The organism is Aquimarina sp. BL5 (assembly GCF_003443675.1).
In the GTDB taxonomy this organism is placed as follows: Bacteria; Bacteroidota; Bacteroidia; order Flavobacteriales; family Flavobacteriaceae; genus Aquimarina.
This window is the reverse complement of the sequence record NZ_CP031963.1, coordinates 3,935,110-3,957,187: the sequence shown is the minus strand read 5'-3', so window position 1 is coordinate 3,957,187 and position 22,078 is coordinate 3,935,110. Positions and strand designations below refer to the sequence as shown.

Below are 22,078 nucleotides of genomic sequence, written 5' to 3'. Positions count from 1 at the left end.
TAATTCGATTTAGTAGTATTCTATTGAATATAATTTCTTTAATAATCCCCCTTATAATTTCATTATATAGGCTAATACAAAATACGGCGGACGGTTTTCATGGGGTTCGTTGCCTCCAGAGGATTCTAAATTAGTTTTAGCCGATTTGACTGTAATCCCGGTTTTATTACTCTGAATGGTACCATAATTATTTAAGGCAAACTCTCTACCAGCACCTTTATTATTATCCATTGTATCGGTAGTATCCTTACCGGTAAACCTTACTAATCCATTAAAATTTCCATGATTATGATTATGGCCTGGATCGTTTACTCCATGTGAATGTCCAGGATCTGTGTGGGTGTGTTCAGGCATTTGTTCTTTGGTAAGGGCAATGAACTCTTCTCCTCCTTTTTTTCCGATCTGGTACTCCGTATTATTTTTATCCATTCCTACAATGAATCTTCCTGATAAATCAGGTGTATTGTTGGTGCCGTCGCACAGCACCCAGCCCTTTGGGATATCCTGTCCGGACCACATAGAAATCAACCCTTTTGGCAAGCGGGTATCGATATAGGTTTTTACTGCTTTTTGCGTAGCAATCTTACCATGACTTGTAGCTGTATTATCCAATTCTTCATTATCTGAAATATTGGTTGCCTTGAGATTTCCTTCTACTTGTAACGTTCCCTTTACGGTAACCCCTTCTTTTTGTGAAACTTCTAAAATTGTATCAGGATTATTCGTCGTATCGGTTACTGAGAATAATGAAGCTGTATTTTTACCTTCTACTGATAGTTTAGCTGCTGGTTCCAAAGTTCCGACGCCTACATTACCTCCATTTGATTTGATAAATAAACGGCTTTGCCCAGTAGCATCCTTGATGTTAAATCCATCTTGATTACTGGTAGGTTCTGCCGGATGTATCCTAGGATTCAAATTAATAGACCATTTTGGATTATCATCAGTTAGGCTTTCATATACATCCAATACCTCCTGAGTCCCCACAGTTTCTCCCTCTGCCTGTACCGAGAGTGGATTGCCCTGTACTTTGGCGATACCATCTTCTGCCTGGTTCAGTCCTGCTTCTATAAAATCTGCAAACTCCTCTTGAGTCGGTTTGTCATTGATCTTAAAGTATTCTTTGAGTTCTGTTCTGTTTTTTTTATTGATTTCCACGTCTTTTATTTTTTATAATGATTCCTTTTCTGTAAATGGACTCTTATTGTATATCTTTCTAATATCCTTATAATTTCATAATGTATGCCAATACAAAGTATGGGGGTCGATTTTCATGGGGTTGGTTGCCTCCTATTTGGTTGGTCGTAAAAGTATGTTTATGACTACCATCTGTTCTAGTAAAATGATCGATGGTAGCTCCACTTTCTCCATCAACCACTAAAGAATTTTTACCGCTTCCTGAAGTGTTTCCTGAGAATTTATTGTCTATCAAATGTTTATGACTACCGTCATTATTGGTCGTTCCTGAGTGACTATGAGCTGGGATTTGACTTGTATTGAGGGTTACCTTGTTGAGTCCTCCTGTATTTCCGATAGTATTATAATCTTCTGTACTTTGATGAAATCCAACAATAAATCTACCTGATAAATTAGGGGTTCCCTGCGTTCCATTACATAAAGTCCACCCCGCAGGAATGTTGTTTATATTTCCGGACCACATAACTATGACTCCTTTAGGCATACGGGTATCTACATAGGTTTTTACAGCCATTTGTGTAGGGATTCTTTCGTGACTGGCTCCTTCCTTATCCAAATCCAGATTCGAAGAAATGTTGTCTGCCTTCAGGTTTTTTGTGGTAATCTCACCTTCTACCGATAACGGTCCATCGATACGAACACCTCCATCAGCAATGATATCTAACTTTCGTGTTGCAACATCTTTATTCGCCGTTTTTCCATAAATAGCAAAGGTATTTTCGGTTACCTCTATTTTTGCAGAGTCAATAGTTTCATTAGAGTTTACCCCTCCAAACTGAATGCTGTTTTCAGCTATTTGCATAGCATTATTTGGTTTTGCAGCATGAGTCCCTTTGATGGTCAGTGGAGCTGTGGGCTCTATAGTACCAATACCAACGGCTCCTTCTCCCGATTTTATAAACAACCGGCTTTGCCCAGTAGCATCCTTGATATTAAATCCTGGTTGGTTACTTGTTGGTTCTACCGGATTTACCCTAGGATTCAAATTAAAAGACCATTGTGGATTATCATTACTTAAGTCCTCGTATATGTCCAGCACTTCCTGAGTACCTACAGCCTCTCCTTCTGCTTGAATGGATAGGGGATTGCCTTGTACTTTGGCTATTCCATCTTCTGCCTGGTTCAGTCCTGCTTCTATAAAATCGGCAAACTCTTCTTGTGTGGGTTTGTCATTGATCTTAAAATATTCTTTGAGTTCTGTTCGGTTTTTCTTATTAATTTCCATTGGATTGTTTTCTTTTATTTTCCTACGTGTAATTCCTTGTTTTTTACATGATTTCCCCTTCGACTCCGCTCAGGGGGACAGATACAAAAAATATCATGTTGATCATTACGTATTGCTGATCTTCAAATTTTTAGCGAACTATAAAATCTTTATTGATTTCCATATAGTTAATCCCTTCGAAACTGTCTTCTTCGAATCCACCTTCATTAACTACATATACCTCGTGGATTTGGGCAGCGACCATGATCATATCAGGTTGAGATGGAACCACTATGGATTTTCCATTATTTAGACTTCGCACATCAGTAAAGGTCTTGCCGTCTTCACTCTGAAACAATTTCAGATTGGCTACATAATCGATATAGGGTCTTTCTGCAATAAAATTGATGATCACACTGGCATGCAGGGATCCTCCGATCTGTATTTCTCTATCCTCGCCATACGCCCAGGGTGACATAAATCGCTTGATCTCTTCGATAAGTTTATTTTTATAAAAACCTTCATCATATCCTTCATAAAATTTTACGATACACTCTGTAGATACTTGCAGGTACAAGGGATTGGTTACCGCTATATCTGCATAAGTAGGTGCATGCATTTGTGTGTATTTTTCTATCTGAAACAGCGTATCAGCTGCTACCTTTGGTGCAAAGGGATCAAAAGGTAACTTTCCTTTGATATCAGGTACTACAATCACATCCACTCCTCCTGTTCTATCGTTTGCTGGAAGACACTTGGTCTTGTATATCTCCGGAAACTCATTTAATATTAAATGCTCATAATCCCACATGGTAAGCGCTCTGTTTTTATGTCGTAACCGCTCACTAACACGTTTGTATAGTGCGTTTCCTTTTTCGGCGGATTTTCCTTTGCTAGAGGTAAAAGGTTGTGTAATTTTAGCGACCTCAGGGATCGGATTAAGCGCCTCTGTAATGGTATCAATGGGTAATGGATTTTCGAAATGTGTGGGATCTACTCCAACTCCAGAAAGTGTAGCACTGAGTACCTGACTTCTAATATCAATAGTATCCGATATACCATTAATATTTTTAAAAGCGGATATTTTAATCCAATGTAAATCGTTTGGCATTAAGGTACCACCAGTAGTGGCATCTTCAGGTATTTTTATTTTTACGATTCCTGTATTGACCAATCCATTGGTTGTATCTTCTAAAATCCCTGAAGGTGTCACGATTACCCATTCATTATTTCGCAGATAACTCCACTGCAATTCAGGTTTTGGCACATCAGGATCCGCACTCCCTTCTGCCATCTGAAATAAAATAGCTAGTATCTGTGGCGTTTTTAATTGATCGACTCCTATATACAACGAACCTTCATCCGTATATACAGGTATTAGATCGGTCTGAGTTCCTGGGATTACGCGATCATATCCGAATGGATGTATATGAAACAGCTTATTTGTGCCAGTTTCAGATGCATCCGCAGTGATATCTTCACAAGCGGTATAAGAAATTCCAAGTTTTTTTAGCTTCGGCTGATACGGTGGATTGATCTTAAGGCTTTTTATATCTTTTTTCTCGGATACAGCTTGCTTTGTAAATAAAGTATTAAATGCAGTATGCTGAAAATTGACTGGGGTCAATTCTATTCTAAAATAGCGCTCCCAAGATACTACTTCTTCCTCTTCTGTATCAATACCAAAACGCTCTTTGTATTGGTAATCGGGACTTGTTTTCTGCATTCGCGAAGGGATATTGGTCACTTTAATGGTTCCTTGATTCGTAAACAGTGGAAACCCTTCACTTACTATAGTGCCCTGTTCATTTTCTACCATTGTGGAGAGCAAGACTTCTGCGTTTCGATCTTGAAAATAAATATCAGCTCTAAAGTCGCTATCGTTTTCTATAATAGCAGCATGAGTGGCAAGTTGTTGCGCAATCAAATCAGACAACTCCTCATCAGTAAGCGCAGCAAGCTCCACTTCTGTAAGATCTGCCTGAATCAACCAATAATTTTTATAGTAATCTACCATGGATTCTGGTTGCTGCATCCATTCCATATCCAGCTTTAAATCCTTGATTCTCTTCTGTGCTATTTCTGTATTCGTCAAGTATAAGCTACTTCCTATGTCGGGTTGAAATCCAAAAGGCTCGAAAGGTTTTTTGACATCAATTGTACTCTGGTCGTTTTGTAAAATACTTTGCTGCATGCCCTGTACATCTACCCGGATATGTGCCTTTTCTACGCTGAGGTCAATGAGATGTTCATAATTACTTTTGAAAATTTCCTCCCCGTTAACTTCTTCTAAAAATGGCTGTAACGTACAGACCAGCGTAGGATACTCGGATGCTATAAAAAAAGAGGATTCTAATCCAAAAGGTGTAATGGCCAAATCGGTATCCTGAAGTCGTATTTCTATTTTTAAAGCATTTATATACACCTGATCCGTAGCATATTTTTGAGCCTTTTCGACCTCCCCTTCGATACTACCGATTTCTTTAACCTCCACAACTGTTGTATCCAAAAGCGCAGTGATTTCATATATTGTTTGGGCAGTATCTACTATGTATTTACCTATATCAGTACTGTTAAAATTTTTGGTATCCGTGATGGTAATAGTATTATCAGAAACAATGATGTCCAGATCGGTCTCAGCACTTGCTCCTACATAATTTCCTAAAGAATAATGAACTGCATCTGGTGTAAACCATTGCTCGGCAGTACTTATATACGTTTTGAAGGGATCATTTTTATCAAAAACTGATTGTAGATTTTTAATAGAACGACCTTTTTGTCCCAAATCCAGTAGTATTTCAATAGTACGTTTACCATCTTGGAGCAGTAAGGTAGGAGAACTGATGGCAAAACCAATCTCAGATGGTTTTAAAGAATGATCCAATATACCTGATTGTCTATTACCAAAAGTCTTAAATCGCTTACTTTCTTCCTCTTCATCATATTTGCTAAAAACAAATTCTTTGGCATCAGCAGTGGCGTAGATATCTGATAACTTTCCTATGCTAGGCGGAAATATAAAGACCGATCGTATCTGGCGCTCAGCGAACTCTAAAATACGATATACTTTATCCTTATCTGCTTCAGAAGCCGCAGAATTTGCTTGGGTTTGCATAATATGTATAAAATCAGGCTTCTCTAATTGCAGTTCTACTGTTACATATTCTAATGCTTTTTCTGCTGTTTCATCTGCAGTCTGTATATCCTCGAATACCTGATCTAACAAGGCTTTTTCTCCATTATATAAGGGCAATGCATCTCCGGGGCTTGGATTTCCATATACTTTTCTCATCATTACATCGAATCCTTCAACATCCTCTAGTTCTTTAAGGTTTTGTTGTCTTTGATGTACGATTTTCTTCTTATATGCCTGTTCTAAGTGCTCATAGATAGGTTCCCAATCTGTAAGTATGCCTTCTTTTTCTTCTTGATGTTTTAGAAAAATAAGATCAAAACGCTCTTTTTCTAAAAACAGCTCTTGGGTTACATAAGAAATCGCAGCTGCATTTCCTTTTTTTACTGCTGAATTTAGCTCAAAAACATCTGTAATCTGATCTCCTGGGAAATCCGGAAGTGCATCTCCAGGATTCGGATGTCCCAATGCCATTTCTATCATGTCGATAAAGGCTGCATCCTTCGTTTTACCACGTTCTTGATGTGTATTTTGAATAGTAAGAAACTCTTTCTCTACAAAAACATTTTTAAGTTGTGTGATTTGAGCCTTACTAATTACTGTATCTTCATTGGTGATGTACTGCAATTGATTGCCTGCAGCGTCTTCTCCAGCCTCTAATACAGTTCCCTTATGTACTTCTAAGTATTCAGTATTCTCTTCTAACGCTAATACTACATTGACCACATCCGGCACGGCTTCTTTTGTAGTCAATCCAAGGCGTTCTCTAAAATAAAAATCAAGATGCCTTGCCGTAAGTCCATTCATTTTGGATTTCACGTGATTTAACAACTTTAGGAACGTTATAAATAATGCGACGTGAGGTTTGGATAGTTTCGCTTTCTTTTCTGGATCATTATAAAAACGTTCTGGATTTTCTACATATGCAGCTAATAGATCAGCCCATCTTTTTTGTTGAATCCTTCTTCCTTCTGGAGAATTTTGATTAAATGTTTGCGGATCGTCAATTAAAAAAGACTCCCAAGTAGTAGTAGGTCTGTTTTCTATATCAAAAAACTGAAGCTCTTTGGCTATACGCTGTGCTTCGGTAATCAGTTCTTCGATACTACGATCTTCTATCGCTACATAATCTGGACGAATCGCATCTGTATTGCGATCCTGCTGACTGGTTCCGTCTCTAAGGAGTATATTATCTGAATTTTGAATATGAATCATTGTTTCTACTACTTTACTAGGTTTAAGTGGCTTGTATTTTTGTGTTTGCAGGTATTAGTTTTCCTTGTCCCGGATACATCGGTATAGGATCTGGTACGTTCGTTGGAGGCGGTTGTTTTGCCTGCGATGTGACTTTGAACTCTGCTATAAACATATTCCCTTTCAGAATAATGCTTTTAGTGCCACTTTTGCTTTTTTTTGTTAATTGATCTGGACCTAATTTTTTTATGGTTAAAGTTCCTTGACCGGGAACTACAAAAGGAGGTGCTATATATGAACAATTGGCCACTTCTACTTTTGCTTCATCACCATCTACACAAACCTTTTTCCCTTTAATCGTTGTCTTTCCTGAAGCGATCATTTTTCCGGGTTGTACACTTACCAAAGCACTCCCAAATACAGGAAGAAAATTAACCTGATCTCCATCTATAATTATTGCATCCATTTTTTTGTTTTGTAATTTCTTTTTAAAGATCAAATGCTACTCCAGAAGCTTCATTGATATAAAATGGATAGACCAGATTAAATCGATTGTTAGTTGTTCTAACTATATAATCCACAGCGATCTGCACCATGCCTTTTTCTGGATCTATGTCTGCGACGTCTACTGCATTTACCTGAATTCTTGGTTCATGTAATAATAGTGCCCGGGATACCATATTGCTCAATTCGGTAGCAAATCGCTGATCCAGTTCCTCAAACAAAAACTGAGTAAGATCACACCCAAAATCAGGATGCATCATACGCTCATTCAGCGAAGTAGATAATAAAATCTGAAGACTTTGTTTGATATCTTCTTCTCCTGCTACCAATCCTACCTCGGCGCCTCCTGCTGTAAAAGTTGGCGGGAATCCCCAACCGTTTCCTAAAAATTTATTGTCCATCTGCTATTGCTGTTTTAAAGGTTTCATTATTTGCTATCAGACCATTCCCTTGGTGTGATTTTAATTGCGAAGCTTCTTGTTGTTGTATTTTCTGAATTAAATCCGCTACTTTGATATAGAGCTGTTGTCCAAGTGCGGCAAGTATCATATTAGCTTCCGTGATTGTTAATTCGAGTTGTATTGTATTCGTATCCATACTGTGCTGTTTATATTAAATCCACCTTTTTCCCTTTGACTTTAATTTTTCCTTTAGCATTAATACTAAGATCTCCCTTAGCATCTATCATAAAATCTTTAGCACTCATTATCTTAATACCATCCTTGCCTAACTCTATTATATTTCCGTGAGCATCTTCTATAGTAATCTTCTTTTCTTTTTGATTGATACAAATCGCTTGTTCATTTGTATGATCTGTATCTGCTGTAGATAAGCTTACTGTCTCTTTTTCCTCATCAAACAGCAATTGGTAATTCGACTTGGTAAAAATCCCTTTATAGGTATTTTTCTTTTTTACTGTATTTGGTATTTTATTACTATGCATTGCGCCCAATACAATGGCTTGTCTAGGATCATCATTTAAGAACCCTATCACCACACGATCTCCTTTTTCTGGAGGAAAGAAGATTCCATGATCTGCTCCTGCATCCAACGAAGTAAACATCGCTAATACTTCTGTCGGTTTACCTTCTTGATGAAATGCTGGTATATGTACCTGAAGCCTAAAGCCGTGATCCGCATCTTCGATATGACCTAAAACAGTACCGACCTGAAGGCCATTTACACCCGGAAGCAATCCCGCTGCTTGTGTTTCGACAATATCCGATTGCGCGCTAAACCAGTTTGCACTCATACCGATTTGTAGATAGGTGTACCATCCTAACCCCATAACAAATGTATTACGAACACCTGTGATGATGTGATTTCCGTTAAATCGACTTACATTTTCAATTTTTATTGTCTGTCCCACCTTAAGCTTCCCATTTCCATCAATTCTAATGGTGCCCTGTACTGCAGAAAGTCGGGATTTTATACACTGTGCATCCGACCAGGACTGAAGTTCCAAGGGATCTGTGGGTACCGCATGAATTAATTGGGCTTCTGTAGCTCCTACTATATTCGATAGCAATGGTATGTCATATCCTATACTCCCTAATGTTTGTGTTTGTTCTTTGGCTTTTTTAGGAAAGCTTAATGCTAATTCTTCTTTCTTAGTATCTAAACCAAAAGTATGAATCTTCTCATATTGGCCCCGACTACTCAATTTTAAATCAAAATGTGCCAAATCAATGCCAAAGGTTAAGGTAAGATCTGGATTATTGATGTTTGGGGTTTTCACCGATAGTTCTCCATTATCAACTGCTACTAACTGCCCATTAGCTTCTGCTCTTGATATCATAAAGTCCCAATCCGACACATAGTATTGTACCATTTGCGGATGTTTATACGATGTATTCTCAATTTCTTTTACTTTTAGATCTTGGTATTTGCTAATCAGATTTTTTATAATTTTAGTGTCTGTAAAATCTTTATAAACCCCATTTTTTCGTAAACTGGTCATTTTAACACAAGGATCACAAAGTGCTATGGTTAACTCTGATTGGTATTCAGATCTTTCTATTTCCTGATTGATCACAATCCCTTCAAAAATCTTTTGCTCCTCAGTATTCTTACCTTCGTAGCGCATAAAAATTTCAATCAGCGACCCTGGAACAAAAGCTTCTCCATCCAGTGTTTCGAACTTTTGTTTCGCTACACAACCATCATGTAACTTCAGTTCTGCCATGGGTATTTTATTAAACTCTTTACTGGTATCCAAAGACATCAATTGATACGTCCCCAAAGGAATAACCCTGCCGTTGCTTTTGATGGTATTTGTTACTACTGTTGATGCCATATGTTATTTTTCAAGGGGTGGAAAATAAATTTCTTGTCCTGGTGTAAGGTTTCTAAAACTCTTAAGTTTATTAACACGTGCCACTAGCGGATAATACAAAGGAGAACCATATATATCCTGACACATTAAGGGTAATTGATCACCGGCTTTTACCATTCGATAATGTGTTAAATCAGGAGATTCTAATCCTAATTTTTTCTTTTGTTCATCAATTGCATCATCTTCTACAAAAGAAATATTGAGCTCTGCACGTAACGGATCTCCGCTCCTATCAAACAGGGTATAATTAATATCTAAGCTTGCCAGTCTACAATTAAAGTTTATTGTTTTCCCCCAACTTAATACCAAAAAAGGTGGTTCGTGAAGTTTGCCTTTGACTTTTACAATGTTTGTCAAAAAATAATCTATTTGATCTTTTACACTTTTTTGGATTCCTAATGCAAGTTTCGCTATAGTTTCCGCTCCATATTGATGTACGTTAGTTCCATCAAAAATCAACTTCATTCTTACGGTAGATAATGCACTGTAGGTAAACTCAGCATCTTCCTTATTCAGAGGATTGTTAGGGTTTCTAGCAAACTTATTAGTAAAATTTTGCTGCACTGATTCTGGGTTATACATCACCTCAAAATCAAGTCCGTTCGCTGTTCTTTCCTGATTATCAAAAGAGGTAATTTTAAGTTTTTGGAGTTTAAAGGGTCGTAATATATCCAATACTGACATAGCTATCTAAGGTTTTTCTTTTTCAATATTTTTAATACCTGTTGTACACATTCCTGCACCATCATTTGTTGTTCATTTCTAGTATCCCTTGGTGGATCCGATCCTTCTGATTCCACTGTATCGGATACAATTGCCCTGATGACAATCTCTTTGATTTCTACTGCCATTTTTATATTCTTAAAATTTGAAATCGTGTATATGCCAATTCCAGGGTGTCAATTGCTACCGTATTAGATTGTGCATCCAGATCAGAGACAGACCATTTTACCGGATATGCTTTGAGAAACATCCACCCGCCCATTGGAACCCCTTCTTCATTAAATAAAGTAACTAACACATTAGATGGGTTAAACTTGAATAATGAAAATGTCGCATTGAATTCTACATTCAAAGGAGAGAATAATCGACCTCTGCCTTTATTACTGGATACATACCCTCTTTCTAACACCAAATTGTTATAATTCATTTTCTTTGGCATGCGATGCGCATGCAAATTTTCTCCTCCTTCATTAATAGTTTCTAACTGCACATCTGTGCTGATACCACTCACTTTCTGAAATCTGAGATCAATAGGATTAGGAAGTAAACCTCCTGCCAAGAAGAACACTCCGAACCTATGTGATAACGTAGGTTCTTGATCCGCAAAATTGATTGCTTTTAAAACATCTAACATATTGTAAATCTTTAATTGTGTTTTATTCGTAAATCATGAGCAATTAGATTTAAACTTTCTAACGCAATATCGCTAGTACTGGCACTAAATGATGGTGCATCTAACTTAAAGGGCAACGCTCGGGAGACCTCCCAAACCACGATACCCATCCCAGCTTCATCACATAGTTCTATTCTAATATCTTTTTTTTCACCAGATTTGACCCAATCGTAGAGATCGCTACGCCTCTTGACGATACCTCGTTTTAGGGTGATATTAATCGGTTTTCGCTGGCCTCTAATCAAATGATCCCCTACCGCAAAGCTAAAGCCGTGTCTGTACAACACATGATCATGATCAATTTCTAAACCTGAAATCTCTGAAAAAGACATAATTTCAACCCCATTTATCGTTACCTGATAATTGTATACCGGTAAAGGATAGGTTTCACTAATTTTTTGTTTGGTAATTGCCATAATTCCTTTTTTTAGCTATTCACGAACTGACTTTAGTAAGCCGATTCCGATGATAATACAACTGCTGCGTGTTTGGTGTATGTAGTGTCTGTTCGAAAAAAGTATAAACTCATCTTCATGCTATTCCCGACAAGACACTACACTCTCCAATCAATTAATGATTACGCTTCTTCCATGGTTACACGGAACGCCATCAAATCCATTGATTCTATAGCAACATCATTAGAACTCGCGTCAAAAGAAGGTGCTGTGAGCTTGGTTGGGAAGGCGTCAATCACTTTCCAACTTACCATAGTACTACCAGTCTCATCTAACAGATGTACTACGATATCTCTTTTATCAATCTGATTGAGTTGTGTGCTATTGATCCAATCGTAAAAAATCGGTATACTTTTGCCCTTTACCAATCCTTTTTTCATAGAGATATTTACTGGCTGGATTTGTCCCGGCATATACATAATATTAGGTCCTACTTTACCTCCTGCAGCAAAACTTTCTTTATAAGTGTGAGTTTCAAAAGATAATTCTAAGCCTGAAACCTCGGAGAAGCTAATAGACTCTCCATTAATGTCTACCCTGTAGTTATAGGTTACCAAGGGGTAATCTGCTTTTATTTGTTCTTTAGTTAAAGCCATTATTTTTACTTTTTATAGTGTTATTAAATCTTATGAATAGGCTATGCCTCTTGCAGTTTATGAGAGAATTTTAGAATAATAAACTCTGCAGGACGTACTGCAGCGAGTCCTATTTCTGCAATCATACGACCTTCAAGAACATCCTGTTGTGTCATGGTTTTTCCTAATCCTATATTTACAAAATAGGCTTGTTCTTCTGTGGCTCCTGCCAAACCACCTTGTTGCCAGATTCCGTAAAGAAAACTCTCGATCATCGCTTTAACCTTGAGCCAAGTAACTGCATCATTGGATTCGAAAACAGCAAACTGAGATGCTTTTTTAGTAGATTCTTCTATCATATTGAATAATCTTCTTACGGATACGTATCGCCATTCGTTATCATTTCCGGCCAGCGTTCGAGCACCCCATACCAAGGTTCCTTTACCTACAAAACTGCGTATAGCATTGATAGATTTACCATTATTAGCATCTACATTCAATCGTTCCTGATCTTTGGAAGTTATTTTCTTTACAGGTGCTATTATCCCGTTTAGACTTACATTCGCTGGTGCTTTCCATACGCCTCTTTCACGATCGGTAGTGGCATAGGCTCCCGCTACTGCTGCACTCGGTGGTAAAATGATACGTTGTTTAGACACCTCACTAATTACTCTATTGTATAATTCGGATTGCGTTTCTTTGATTGTTGATAAACTAGTAGATGCTCCATCACCTCCAGTTGTTGTCAGACTGCGATTTCCTGTAAAGGACTCTACAGTAGCTGTACCATCTATTACAATAATGTCAAAATCACCTTTACCTGAAAATGCATTCCAAGCATCTACCACTTCGTTGGCCGATACACCTTCTCCAACATTAGTAATGGTTAACGTGGTTCCGCTAATACTGAAAGACAGCGTACCAGCCGATCCTTTATTAATCGTTGTTTTTGGTTCATCCTGTGCAGATCCCTGATAAACAATTCTAATAGCATCATTTACTTCTAACTGAATGGTTTCTTGCGCTGAAGAACCGGAAATGATAACACTATCTTCTTGATACTTGTATGTAAGTGAAGTCTGTAGATAAGGCGTATACGCCGCTCCATATTTTAGATTGTTGGTGCCAATAGCGGTTCTAAAAGAAGATGCATCTTCATCATCTTTTTTTACATCAAAAATGCAAAATCTGTCTTTTAATTCCTGGCATTGTGCTAGTGCTGCTACACATAGGTCGTGATAATCGACAGCATCTAATTTAGTGGCTTCTCCTAACATGAGTAAAGTAGGTTCATCTTCTTTGCTTACAGCTTCTATACCTGCCATAAAAGAAGCTGCGTTATACGTATCTTCATAACTACCTACTGATACAATATAACAATCTCCTCCGCCATTTCTAAAATATAACTCTATGGCATGATATAAAGTATGCTGTGGAGCTGTGACCTCAACATTTTCTATAACTTCTTCATTTATATTAACCTTAAAAGATGCTGGTTGAGCACCTCCAAAAAGCTCTTTGAACTCCAACAGTGTGGATATTCTGTAAGCTTTGTTTTTAATACTTTCCTCGTTTTTTTTGGTTTTCTCGGTATATCCAATAAACGCAGGTACTGCTGTGGAAACTTCTGCTACAGATTGTGGTAAAAGAGGTACTTCCTCTGTATACACATCTGGTGTTAAAAATCTAGACATATTTTAAAAATTTTAAATGTTTATACTTGGCATTTCTAAAACCTTATATGAGTCCCTCGAGCTGCCTTTTCTTACTTAATTTTGATGATTTGAATACCTTGTTGTTGTATTTTGGGATTTGGTAAATGACTCATAAGCACATCGCCATTTTTGATCAATTTGATATTTTTTATAGGTTTATTGCTGTAGGGAACCGAATCTCTAGACTCAAAAGCTCTTATCTGGGTATTAGGAAAATTTAATTGTAATGACCTTATGATCTGATCTGAGACATTTTGATCCACAACCATTTCATTAAAACTAATTTGCTCGTCTCTAGATTCTAGTGTTATGGTTGAATCATCCGTATTAGAAACAAAATAGTACTTCCATTGTACTGATTTTGCCTTAAATAGTATTTCATAGTTAGTAGACGGTGCGCTACTATTTGTATTAATTTTATTTCCAGCAATTACGATACTTGCTAAAGCAGGAAAACCACATAACACACCATTTTGTTCTACTTGGGTAGAAATCATTTCAGCACTTCCTATCTGTCCTTCCTGATTTGAAAAAGAAAGCATGTTTCCGTTCTCTATTTCAGACAAATCAGTAACTTCCTGAATACGCACTGATGTAGGGTATACGTAAAACGTAAATACATCATCTTCACCTAGGCTTATAAAGGTATCGCTATCTTGAGCTACAAGAGTCAAAATCTTTACACCACTAGTCGTTTTTTTTAGAATATAACCCAGATTATTTAGACGTGTTTTCGTTTCATTTTCTGCAACAAGTAAAAGATCTTCGGGTATCCCCGAAAAATAGTTGTGGGCTATAGTGATAGAAAAAAATTCTTGATACTTCATAATTTTATTTTTATCTCAGCTTTATCAGCTATTTTTTATACTTAGTTATTTGTGCTATTTTCTTGCTCTATTTCCTCAACTTCTTTGGTTTCGGGGATAGGGTATTTATCTCCAATCTTCAGATTAACATCTTGTGTTGGAGCACCCACAAACTCTATACTTTGTTCATCTATGAATGATAGTAGGCGAACTCTATACAACACTGAGGGCAAATAGGAGGTATTTAAAGAATGCCATACCTGATTTTGTTCTTCTAAGGGGATTGAAATTAATTCTACAACCAATTTCTCTATATTTTCATCAGATAATTGAGGAGAATTTAATGGATTAAAAATCCTGTTCACCTGAAAAAACTTAATGACGTGAGATAGAAATTTAAGCGCCTGATCATATTTACTGAACTTAGACACAAAAAGAATCAACAACTCAATTCTAATTTCTGGATTTGTTTGTGTACGTATTCCGTTTCTTACAATACCCGAATATTGATCTGGATTTCTAAATTTCCGATCTTCTGAAATATTAATTAAAAATGGGGTGATTTTATCATTGGTAAAAGAAACCGGATCATTACTAGTAGTACTAATAAATTCTATAATATCAGACTCCGTAGTACCAACTACATTTTTAAAATATTCATTGAGTTTATCTTTCAAAACGCTTAATACAACATCAACCATAATACTGCTCTTATAAATTATTGATTTTAATAACTCAAAATTACATTGGAACGCCACATCGGGGTTAGTAAAAGTCCGGCAAATTCTTAGAGATTTCCGACAAGATGGTAGTACAAAATCGTCAAACTATGACATTTCCGACAAAATAGAGGTAAACCGATTAATTATGATATATTTTCCCTAATCAAAAAGGGAAAATGCACACAGCATTGTTTTTAAATATATTATAGAATATAGGAAGATGTTTATCTTGTTTACTTACAATAAAGGTCAAAAGTATTTGTCTAAATAGAGTCTAATTTCTTGTCATTATTTAAAGTAGATACAAATAAAATTCCTTTCGAATTTTCATCAATTAATAAAGACAGACATCATTTTTTTATAAAAAAAAGTAGCTGTTTGGCCAAACAGCTACTTCTCAAACAATCAATGATGAAAGCATCACTAATAGAAAACTATAAAGGGCGATTTATAGTTCTCGTACTAACCCAAATTCTTATATAACTTTACTTTTCTTTTATCTAATTGATCTTTAAGATCTTTTATGGTATTATTTATCGCATTTTCAAAACTGTTTTCGTCAGAAGATGCGTAAATCCTAGGTCCTGGAAGACTTAGTCTAATTCCACAAATATTACCTTTTTTGAAATCATTATGCTCCTTGTTAAAAAAGATGTCAGCTCTAATAATAAACGCATATTTATTTGCGAGTTTTAGTAGTTTTTTTGCTGCAAAAGTCTCTAAATATTTGCTTGCTTCGATGCTTTTATATTCGAAAACTGTTTTCATACTTTTAAACTTAAAGGTTCATCATTACTTACATTTAATACTCTTAGATCGCGTACTAAATAACTAAACGTCCACGCAATCTTTTATCTATTTTACGTTTTTTCTCAGTAATCATTTTCATGAGACTCATGAGATCAGGATCTTTACTTCTCTTATATATTTCATTGATGCTTAGCACCAATGATTTTGCTTCTCTGGATGCAGAAACTCGATCGCTTGTACTCATATTACTCATACTTCTTTGATGAAATTCTCTCGCTTTTTTTAATAACTCCATAAGAATACATTTTAGTGAAACATTAGACTTTAGTTCGTTATTATTCTGAAATCAAGTAATACATCAAAATCAATGGTAACTTTTTGTTTTTGTTGTATTTACATCTCTTAATTTTTACTAACAACACTATAAATATATATATTACTTTTCATATATTTTTATTTATATTTGTAATCATAAACATTAATATTATTTATGAACTATACGTTGCATCAATTACAGATCTTTCTTAAAATAGTAGAAAAAGAAAGTATTACTAAAGCTTCCGAAGAGTTACATTTAACACAACCTGCGGTATCCATACAGCTCAAAAACTTTCAGGATCAATTTCCTATCCCTCTTACAGAGGTTATTGGCAGAAAGTTATACGTCACTGATTTTGGAAAAGAAATCGCTCTTGCCGCTCAGAAAATTATAGATGAAGTAAATCAAATTAGTTATAAGACCAAGGCGTATCAGGGACAATTGTCTGGTATTTTAAAAATTTCTGTTGTTTCTACAGGAAAATATATTATCCCTTATTTCCTGTCTGATTTTATGAAACAGCACGAAGGAGTGGATTTGGTTCTTGATGTTACGAACAAACAAAGAGTAATAAATAGTCTGGAAGAAAATACAGTTGATTTTTCGCTAGTTTCCGTATTACCCAATAATATGCAAATTGAGAAAACAAAGCTCATGGAGAACCAATTATATTTGGTAGGTAGTACTTCAGAAGAATTTACCAAGAAAAGGTATAATAAATCTATTTTTTCTGAACTTCCTTTGATTTATAGAGAGCCTGGATCAGGAACAAGACATACGATGGAAAAATATATTGAAAAGAACGATTTACCGGTTAGAAAAAAAATGGAACTTACCTCTAATGAGGCAGTAAAACAAGCTGTGATTGCGGGACTAGGATATTCTATTATGCCACTCATTGGAATACGAAATGATCTAGATGCTGGGCGTTTACAAATTATTCCAGTGCAAGGTTTCCCTATTAAATCCATCTGGAATCTTATCTGGTTAAAAAATAAAAAGTTTTCTCTTGTGGCAGAAGCTTTTCTAAAATATGTAGAAGAAAAAAAGGATGAAATAATAAAAGATAAGTTTCATCTTTTTGATCAATAAAAAGAAGCTTAAATACAGTTATAATTTTGGTTAAAGTGTCTCGTTAAGAAAAAAATAAACATAACAAAAATTTATAATTATCATCATAAATATAAATAATAATATATAGTAAATTATATTGATTTTTGCATAAAAAAGGGAATTAGCCTAATTAGGAATTTAGTACCATTATTATGAAAAAGGACAATATCAATATTGTATTACTAAAAAAGGATCTTCGTTTACAAGACAATCAAGTACTCTATGAAGCAATTTGTTCCAAAGATCGGACACTTTTGTTATATACTATAGAAAATAACTCTAGTGCAGGCTTTAATCACTCTAAAAGACAAATAGATTTTATCAAAGAATCTTTATTAAATTTAAACAATATTCTTAAATTATATAATACAAAAATATTAATAGTACAGTCAGAAGCTACCAAAGCTATTAGTATTTTACAACAATTTTGGAATATAAAAAGAATATATTTCCATAAAGATTATGACGCTCCTTTTTTAACTCAACAATATCGAATGTTATATCGATTTTGTAAAAATAATCTAATTCAAAAAATAGAAATAGATCCATATAAGGATTTATGTTTTGATAAAAACAATATAGAATTCAATACGTATTTTAACACCAAATCGATCCCTTTTATTCCAACAAAGGATAGTTTTATTACTTTGCAGAAAGTGCAAGATTTGGAAAAGTTTTTTTCAACTGTAGAGCTTACAGTAAATAAGAATTCTTTTATATTAAAAGGAGGTCCATCTTCTGCACAAAATAATTTAAGTAACTTATCTAGGTTAGACAAAAATCAGATTAACATTCAAGAATTAATTTATAAATTATCTCCATTTATATCTTGGGGCAACATTTCTTTAAGACAAGTATGGCAATATCTCAGCGAGGAAACTGATCAAATAGTAAGTTTAGAAAAATTTCTACATACTATAAGGTGGAATATTCATTATATACAACACAACGAATTTCTTAAATATTCTAATAAGATCGACACTTATAAAAAATCTAATAACAATTTACCATCCCAAAATGCTTGGGAAAAAGGCATGACTGGATACCCTATTATTGATGCTATAATGCGCTGTCTCCAAAAAAACGGGAACATCAACTATAAAATGCGAATGTTAACTGTTTTATTCTATAAACAATACTTGTTATTGCCCTGGAGTGATGCTGTAGAATTCTTATCTAAAAATCTATTAGATAGTAGCCCTGGAATTCAATTCAATTATTTTGAAACATTAAATAAAAATAACGCTCAAAACAAAAGAAGGATTTTGTTTAATATAATTAAACATAGTAAAGATATAGATCCAAAAGGTTTTTTTATCAGAAATCATATACCTGAATTAAGAAATATCCCAAATGAATTTATTTATAAACCTCATAAAATGATAATCACTATTCAGAAATTTCATCAAACAATAATAGGAAAAGATTATCCTAAACCTATTGTCAGAAATATTATTAATGATAAGATACAGCTTTATAACCTTGAGAATTATCTCAATCTGACAAAAAACTAAAGAATGACCAAAGCATTTATTTCTAGGCATGAGTTATATGAATTGTGTATCAAAAAATACTATGTACTCCCTAAAATTTAAGCAATACATAGTATGAAATAATCTTTATTGTTTTTTGTCAAGGTATTACAAGTTATGTGTGGAAACTTTACAATAGTTCCGTTAATCGGAATATTCATCAAAATCGTTTGATTATAGGATAATTGTGTAAACTCTCCTCCTCGTATAAATGCCTGTAACCAATAGTTAGCGCTATAATCTACTACATTCGCCTTTTGTTTTTCGAATGGAATATTGGTTACAGAACCTTTTGCTACAGGATTTTCGGTATAAACTCCCCACTGAATATATTGAACACAAGGATTAGCCGCAACTCCGTCCTGTAATGTTTGATTAGGATTATTGTTTAAAGAAGAGAATGGATTTCCACGAATAGGAATCAAATCCGATTGTAGTCTACCCCCAGTTCAATTTAGACGTTCATATATCGCAATTTTTTCCTGAGTAAGTTGGATCATTAATCAATCGATATGCACAATACAGACCAGAAATACCTGCTCCAATAATCGCAATGTCCACATCATCATGATCTGAAACTTCTTTAAAAGTTAAAATAAACATGTTGTTTAGTATTTAAAAGTTGTGAATTCTAAGCCGGGGATTTCCTCAAAGTTTTATCATTCTTTCAAAGAAAAAAAGCGTATAAACTCCTGTTTTTAGAACACTAAACAAGCAGGTAATTTTTTTAACAAAAACATTTAACGGCCTAAAAACAGGCAATCAATGAGAAAACAGGTATTTATACCTATACCAAATTTTCCCTCCTATATCTAACTTTGAGAAGCATGGGTCAATTAAAAATATAACACACAATTATGGCTGGTAAAAAGAAAAGAAAATCTCAATATGAACAGGTAAAAGAAATTCTTAATACACTTCAAGGAAAAGCAATCCCCAGCTATCAAGGGTTGCATGCTTTTTGGTTAAATCCAAAAACTTTTATGACAGCCTCTTTATATGGACAACGACTGATTGCTCCAAAAGATGGTTCTAATTCTAATCAGACATCTGATGGGTGTTGCGGATCAAAAGGTATATCTTCGGTTCCTACTGCTGCCAAACAACCAACTACAAGTAGTGAAGGATGTTGTGGATCACAAAAAAATTCTTCCGACACTGCTTCAATGCAGCCAGCGGTATCTGCTGTACAACAACCACCTACAACAACTTCTATAGGCGATTGCTGGCCATCAGGAGGTTCTGGCGGTGGAGGCGGAAGTAGTCCATCTCAAAAACGAAGTGACCAATCTGCAATTATTATAGGATTAAAAGGACACTATCCTTTTGATGGTAGTATTTTTCCAAAATTATTGTGGGATGCATCTGCAACAGCTTCTGCAGACCAAATACAAACTATTACTAACTGGATCGATGCAGATTGTCCATTAACTTTAGAAGAAGAGCAAAAAAACGCATCGAAAGTGCTACAAGCTTCTACCAGTAATAATCATCTGGCACTGGCCAATGGAGAATTACTTCATCAGGTATCTACTAATAAAACCAATCAAGATCACAAGGATAATAAAGGACTTACAATTAGAAAAGAGGTAAGTTCTCTTACACCTGAAGAATTGAACACCTTTAGAGAAGCACTGAACTGTATGTTTCAATATACAGACTTCTGGCAAGATGAAAGAAGTTTTGACTATTGGGCAAGAATACATACAGATTCTTGTCAGCACGGATGGGAACAATTTACCACTTGGCACAGATTATATTTATACTTTTTTGAGCAAAAATTACAGGATTATGATCAGAATATTGCATTGCCATATTGGTCTTGGACAGATTATGCAGATCAAAATAAGAATACCTTTAACAACAAAGAATATGATCTGGGTGTCCTTCCAGAAGCTTATGGATGTTATCTAACTCAAAAAGGATTAGACAAACTCAAAGACAAAAAAACTTCAGAAGGGAAATCCATATTAACTAAGAAAGAGATTTCAGCCTTAGAAAAAATTGTAAAAAAAGGAACGATTTATAATTCAGGTCTGCGTTTCTTAAAAGCTGCTGGAATTCCTTATGAAATCATTAATGTCAATAATGTAGCCGTATGGTCGGATAAAATCCGAGCTATCTATGATATCCTTAAAGAAACCAATCCTTTATGGTTTCCAAATCGATGGCCTGGATCTATGGGTCCATTATCACAATATCCAACCAAAGATGATATAAACTTGCTCCTATCCATGGATAACTTTGGGGATTTTGGAGGAGGGCCTTCTTATGACCATCATTATGGGGCTTTAGAAAAAGTGCACAATGGTATGCATAATTTTTCTGGTGGTACCAATCCTTGTTATCCGGATAATAGTGATGAGTGGAAAAAAATATATCAAAAACTAAAGCTTACTGCTGACCCACAAAGCAAGGAAAATCCAGTTTATGGGTGGATGACTGACAACAGAATTACAGCCTTCGACCCTTTGTTTTGGGCACATCATTCTAATGTTGATAGATTATGGGCTCGATGGCAAGAATTACATACAGGAACTCCTCAGGAAATGAATGCTGTTTTAGCTCCTTGGTCTATGACTGTTCAGGATACTATAAATATCCAAAAGTTAGGATATACATATATGAGAGATTCTGTGTTTTACGATGTATCCAGTAAAGTAGGATTGGTAAAATTTAATAGTGCACCTACTAAAGTTTCAACAAATACATTAGACACTCACCGCAAAGCTGAAATCAAAATCCATAGAGTTCAACGAGGAAATCTACAAAATGCACATATCAGAGTATTCTTAAACGCTCCTGATGCTACTATCGATACTCCGACAAAAGGTAACGATCACTTTGTGGAGGAAATCTCCACGTTTCACGGAAGTTGTTATGGAGGCCCTGGACATTGTAATTTACCTCTGGATAAAACCAGACAATTTGACTTTAGACAATTACATCACCATGAACCCAGAAATTATAAAATTAATGCCACAGATGCTGTACAACGCATCTTGAACAATGGCGCAAAAGACATTACGATACAACTAGTGATTCTTGGTATTGATGGAAAACAGATAGACAACGCTGTATACATCGATGGTGTATCCTTAAACTTCATGGACTAAATTAAAGCAACA

The 22,078-nt window shown here is 35.3% G+C and carries 22 protein-coding genes; 3 read left to right on the top strand and 19 right to left on the bottom strand.

Annotated elements, in window-relative coordinates; genetic code table 11:
• Window positions 1-51 precede the first annotated feature (51 nt).
• The 17 genes from D1818_RS16550 to D1818_RS16475 form a co-directional block, all read right to left on the bottom strand.
• Entirely contained in the window at window positions 52-1,158 is a 1,107-nt protein-coding gene (locus D1818_RS16550) for a hypothetical protein (RefSeq protein ID WP_118460087.1), read from the bottom strand.
• 67 nt (window positions 1,159-1,225) lie between these two features.
• Complete coding sequence (locus tag D1818_RS16545; RefSeq protein WP_118460086.1) at window positions 1,226-2,422, bottom strand: hypothetical protein; 1,197 nt, start codon at window positions 2,420-2,422, stop codon at window positions 1,226-1,228.
• Window positions 2,423-2,552: 130 nt separating this feature from the next.
• Complete coding sequence (locus tag D1818_RS16540; RefSeq protein WP_118460085.1) at window positions 2,553-6,749, bottom strand: baseplate J/gp47 family protein; 4,197 nt, start codon at window positions 6,747-6,749, stop codon at window positions 2,553-2,555.
• Between the two features lie 22 nt (window positions 6,750-6,771).
• Entirely contained in the window at window positions 6,772-7,194 is a 423-nt protein-coding gene (locus D1818_RS16535; protein ID WP_118460084.1) for a hypothetical protein, read from the bottom strand.
• Between the two features lie 22 nt (window positions 7,195-7,216).
• Window positions 7,217-7,633, bottom strand: a complete 417-nt coding sequence (locus tag D1818_RS16530; protein WP_118460083.1) for a GPW/gp25 family protein — start codon at window positions 7,631-7,633, stop codon at window positions 7,217-7,219.
• Window positions 7,623-7,829 carry a hypothetical protein gene (locus D1818_RS16525; RefSeq protein WP_118460082.1) on the bottom strand — a complete coding sequence of 69 codons (207 nt, stop codon included), beginning with the start codon at window positions 7,827-7,829 and terminating at the stop codon, window positions 7,623-7,625. The genes D1818_RS16530 and D1818_RS16525 overlap by 11 nt, the downstream gene beginning before the upstream one ends.
• Before the next feature lie 10 nt (window positions 7,830-7,839).
• On the bottom strand, window positions 7,840-9,528 hold the full coding sequence (locus D1818_RS16520) for a phage baseplate assembly protein V (protein ID WP_118460081.1): 1,689 nt from the start codon (window positions 9,526-9,528) through the stop codon (window positions 7,840-7,842).
• Between the two features lie 3 nt (window positions 9,529-9,531).
• Window positions 9,532-10,251, bottom strand: coding sequence for a hypothetical protein (locus D1818_RS16515; protein WP_118460080.1), 720 nt, complete (start codon window positions 10,249-10,251; stop codon window positions 9,532-9,534).
• A 2-nt stretch (window positions 10,252-10,253) separates the two neighbouring features.
• Window positions 10,254-10,418: a DUF5908 family protein gene (locus D1818_RS25410; RefSeq protein WP_158596883.1), complete on the bottom strand. Its 165-nt coding sequence runs from the start codon at window positions 10,416-10,418 to the stop codon at window positions 10,254-10,256.
• Window positions 10,419-10,420: 2 nt separating this feature from the next.
• On the bottom strand, window positions 10,421-10,924 hold the full coding sequence (locus tag D1818_RS16510) for a phage tail protein (protein ID WP_118460079.1): 504 nt from the start codon (window positions 10,922-10,924) through the stop codon (window positions 10,421-10,423).
• A gap of 11 nt (window positions 10,925-10,935) precedes the next feature.
• Window positions 10,936-11,379: a phage tail protein gene (locus D1818_RS16505; RefSeq protein WP_118460078.1), complete on the bottom strand. Its 444-nt coding sequence runs from the start codon at window positions 11,377-11,379 to the stop codon at window positions 10,936-10,938.
• Between the two features lie 161 nt (window positions 11,380-11,540).
• Window positions 11,541-12,014, bottom strand: a complete 474-nt coding sequence (locus D1818_RS16500) for a phage tail protein (RefSeq protein WP_118460077.1) — start codon at window positions 12,012-12,014, stop codon at window positions 11,541-11,543.
• Window positions 12,015-12,055: 41 nt separating this feature from the next.
• Entirely contained in the window at window positions 12,056-13,687 is a 1,632-nt protein-coding gene (locus D1818_RS16495) for a phage tail sheath C-terminal domain-containing protein (protein ID WP_118460076.1), read from the bottom strand.
• A 71-nt stretch (window positions 13,688-13,758) separates the two neighbouring features.
• The gene (locus D1818_RS16490) at window positions 13,759-14,535 is read right to left on the bottom strand and encodes a hypothetical protein (protein ID WP_118460075.1); all 777 of its coding nucleotides are present in this window, start codon (window positions 14,533-14,535) and stop codon (window positions 13,759-13,761) included.
• Window positions 14,536-14,576: 41 nt separating this feature from the next.
• Window positions 14,577-15,191, bottom strand: a complete 615-nt coding sequence (locus D1818_RS16485) for a DUF4255 domain-containing protein (RefSeq protein ID WP_158596881.1) — start codon at window positions 15,189-15,191, stop codon at window positions 14,577-14,579.
• 507 nt (window positions 15,192-15,698) lie between these two features.
• Window positions 15,699-16,004 (bottom strand): HPF/RaiA family ribosome-associated protein, encoded by a 306-nt coding sequence (locus tag D1818_RS16480; RefSeq protein ID WP_118460073.1) that lies wholly within the window; start codon window positions 16,002-16,004, stop codon window positions 15,699-15,701.
• A gap of 55 nt (window positions 16,005-16,059) precedes the next feature.
• On the bottom strand, window positions 16,060-16,230 hold the full coding sequence (locus D1818_RS16475) for a hypothetical protein (protein ID WP_367183193.1): 171 nt from the start codon (window positions 16,228-16,230) through the stop codon (window positions 16,060-16,062).
• 246 nt (window positions 16,231-16,476) lie between these two features.
• Between D1818_RS16475 and D1818_RS16470 the strand changes: the two genes are divergently transcribed.
• Both D1818_RS16470 and D1818_RS16465 read left to right on the top strand, forming a co-directional pair.
• Complete coding sequence (locus D1818_RS16470) at window positions 16,477-17,397, top strand: LysR family transcriptional regulator (RefSeq protein WP_118460071.1); 921 nt, start codon at window positions 16,477-16,479, stop codon at window positions 17,395-17,397.
• A 173-nt stretch (window positions 17,398-17,570) separates the two neighbouring features.
• On the top strand, window positions 17,571-18,932 hold the full coding sequence (locus D1818_RS16465; protein WP_118460070.1) for an FAD-binding domain-containing protein: 1,362 nt from the start codon (window positions 17,571-17,573) through the stop codon (window positions 18,930-18,932).
• 77 nt (window positions 18,933-19,009) lie between these two features.
• On the opposite strand, the gene D1818_RS16460 is transcribed toward D1818_RS16465, so the two are convergent.
• Together D1818_RS16460 and D1818_RS16455 are read right to left on the bottom strand one after the other, a co-directional pair.
• Window positions 19,010-19,375 carry a hypothetical protein gene (locus tag D1818_RS16460; protein WP_118460069.1) on the bottom strand — a complete coding sequence of 122 codons (366 nt, stop codon included), beginning with the start codon at window positions 19,373-19,375 and terminating at the stop codon, window positions 19,010-19,012.
• A 37-nt stretch (window positions 19,376-19,412) separates the two neighbouring features.
• Complete coding sequence (locus D1818_RS16455; protein WP_199726275.1) at window positions 19,413-19,553, bottom strand: NAD(P)-binding protein; 141 nt, start codon at window positions 19,551-19,553, stop codon at window positions 19,413-19,415.
• A 254-nt stretch (window positions 19,554-19,807) separates the two neighbouring features.
• Between D1818_RS16455 and D1818_RS16450 the strand changes: the two genes are divergently transcribed.
• Window positions 19,808-22,066 carry a tyrosinase family protein gene (locus D1818_RS16450; RefSeq protein ID WP_118460068.1) on the top strand — a complete coding sequence of 753 codons (2,259 nt, stop codon included), beginning with the start codon at window positions 19,808-19,810 and terminating at the stop codon, window positions 22,064-22,066.
• The last annotated feature ends 12 nt before the right edge of the window (window positions 22,067-22,078 follow it).

Excerpts from the sequence above, each read along its gene's own strand:
- D1818_RS16500 (WP_118460077.1), bottom strand. The coding sequence starts at position 12,014 with ATGGCTTTAACTAAAGAACAAATAAAAGCAGATTACCCCTTGGTAACC.
- D1818_RS16520 (WP_118460081.1), bottom strand. The coding sequence starts at position 9,528 with ATGGCATCAACAGTAGTAACAAATACCATCAAAAGCAACGGCAGGGTT.
- D1818_RS16450 (WP_118460068.1), top strand. The coding sequence starts at position 19,808 with ATGGCTGGTAAAAAGAAAAGAAAATCTCAATATGAACAGGTAAAAGAA.
- D1818_RS16540 (WP_118460085.1), bottom strand. The coding sequence starts at position 6,749 with ATGATTCATATTCAAAATTCAGATAATATACTCCTTAGAGACGGAACC.
- D1818_RS25410 (WP_158596883.1), bottom strand. The coding sequence starts at position 10,418 with ATGGCAGTAGAAATCAAAGAGATTGTCATCAGGGCAATTGTATCCGAT.
- D1818_RS16495 (WP_118460076.1), bottom strand. The coding sequence starts at position 13,687 with ATGTCTAGATTTTTAACACCAGATGTGTATACAGAGGAAGTACCTCTT.
- D1818_RS16525 (WP_118460082.1), bottom strand. The coding sequence starts at position 7,829 with ATGGATACGAATACAATACAACTCGAATTAACAATCACGGAAGCTAAT.
- D1818_RS16455 (WP_199726275.1), bottom strand. The coding sequence starts at position 19,553 with ATGTTTATTTTAACTTTTAAAGAAGTTTCAGATCATGATGATGTGGAC.
- D1818_RS16535 (WP_118460084.1), bottom strand. The coding sequence starts at position 7,194 with ATGGATGCAATAATTATAGATGGAGATCAGGTTAATTTTCTTCCTGTA.
- D1818_RS16480 (WP_118460073.1), bottom strand. The coding sequence starts at position 16,004 with ATGAAAACAGTTTTCGAATATAAAAGCATCGAAGCAAGCAAATATTTA.
- D1818_RS16545 (WP_118460086.1), bottom strand. The coding sequence starts at position 2,422 with ATGGAAATTAATAAGAAAAACCGAACAGAACTCAAAGAATATTTTAAG.
- D1818_RS16475 (WP_367183193.1), bottom strand. The coding sequence starts at position 16,230 with ATGAGTACAAGCGATCGAGTTTCTGCATCCAGAGAAGCAAAATCATTG.
- D1818_RS16515 (WP_118460080.1), bottom strand. The coding sequence starts at position 10,251 with ATGTCAGTATTGGATATATTACGACCCTTTAAACTCCAAAAACTTAAA.
- D1818_RS16470 (WP_118460071.1), top strand. The coding sequence starts at position 16,477 with ATGAACTATACGTTGCATCAATTACAGATCTTTCTTAAAATAGTAGAA.
- D1818_RS16510 (WP_118460079.1), bottom strand. The coding sequence starts at position 10,924 with ATGTTAGATGTTTTAAAAGCAATCAATTTTGCGGATCAAGAACCTACG.
- D1818_RS16505 (WP_118460078.1), bottom strand. The coding sequence starts at position 11,379 with ATGGCAATTACCAAACAAAAAATTAGTGAAACCTATCCTTTACCGGTA.
- D1818_RS16530 (WP_118460083.1), bottom strand. The coding sequence starts at position 7,633 with ATGGACAATAAATTTTTAGGAAACGGTTGGGGATTCCCGCCAACTTTT.
- D1818_RS16490 (WP_118460075.1), bottom strand. The coding sequence starts at position 14,535 with ATGAAGTATCAAGAATTTTTTTCTATCACTATAGCCCACAACTATTTT.
- D1818_RS16465 (WP_118460070.1), top strand. The coding sequence starts at position 17,571 with ATGAAAAAGGACAATATCAATATTGTATTACTAAAAAAGGATCTTCGT.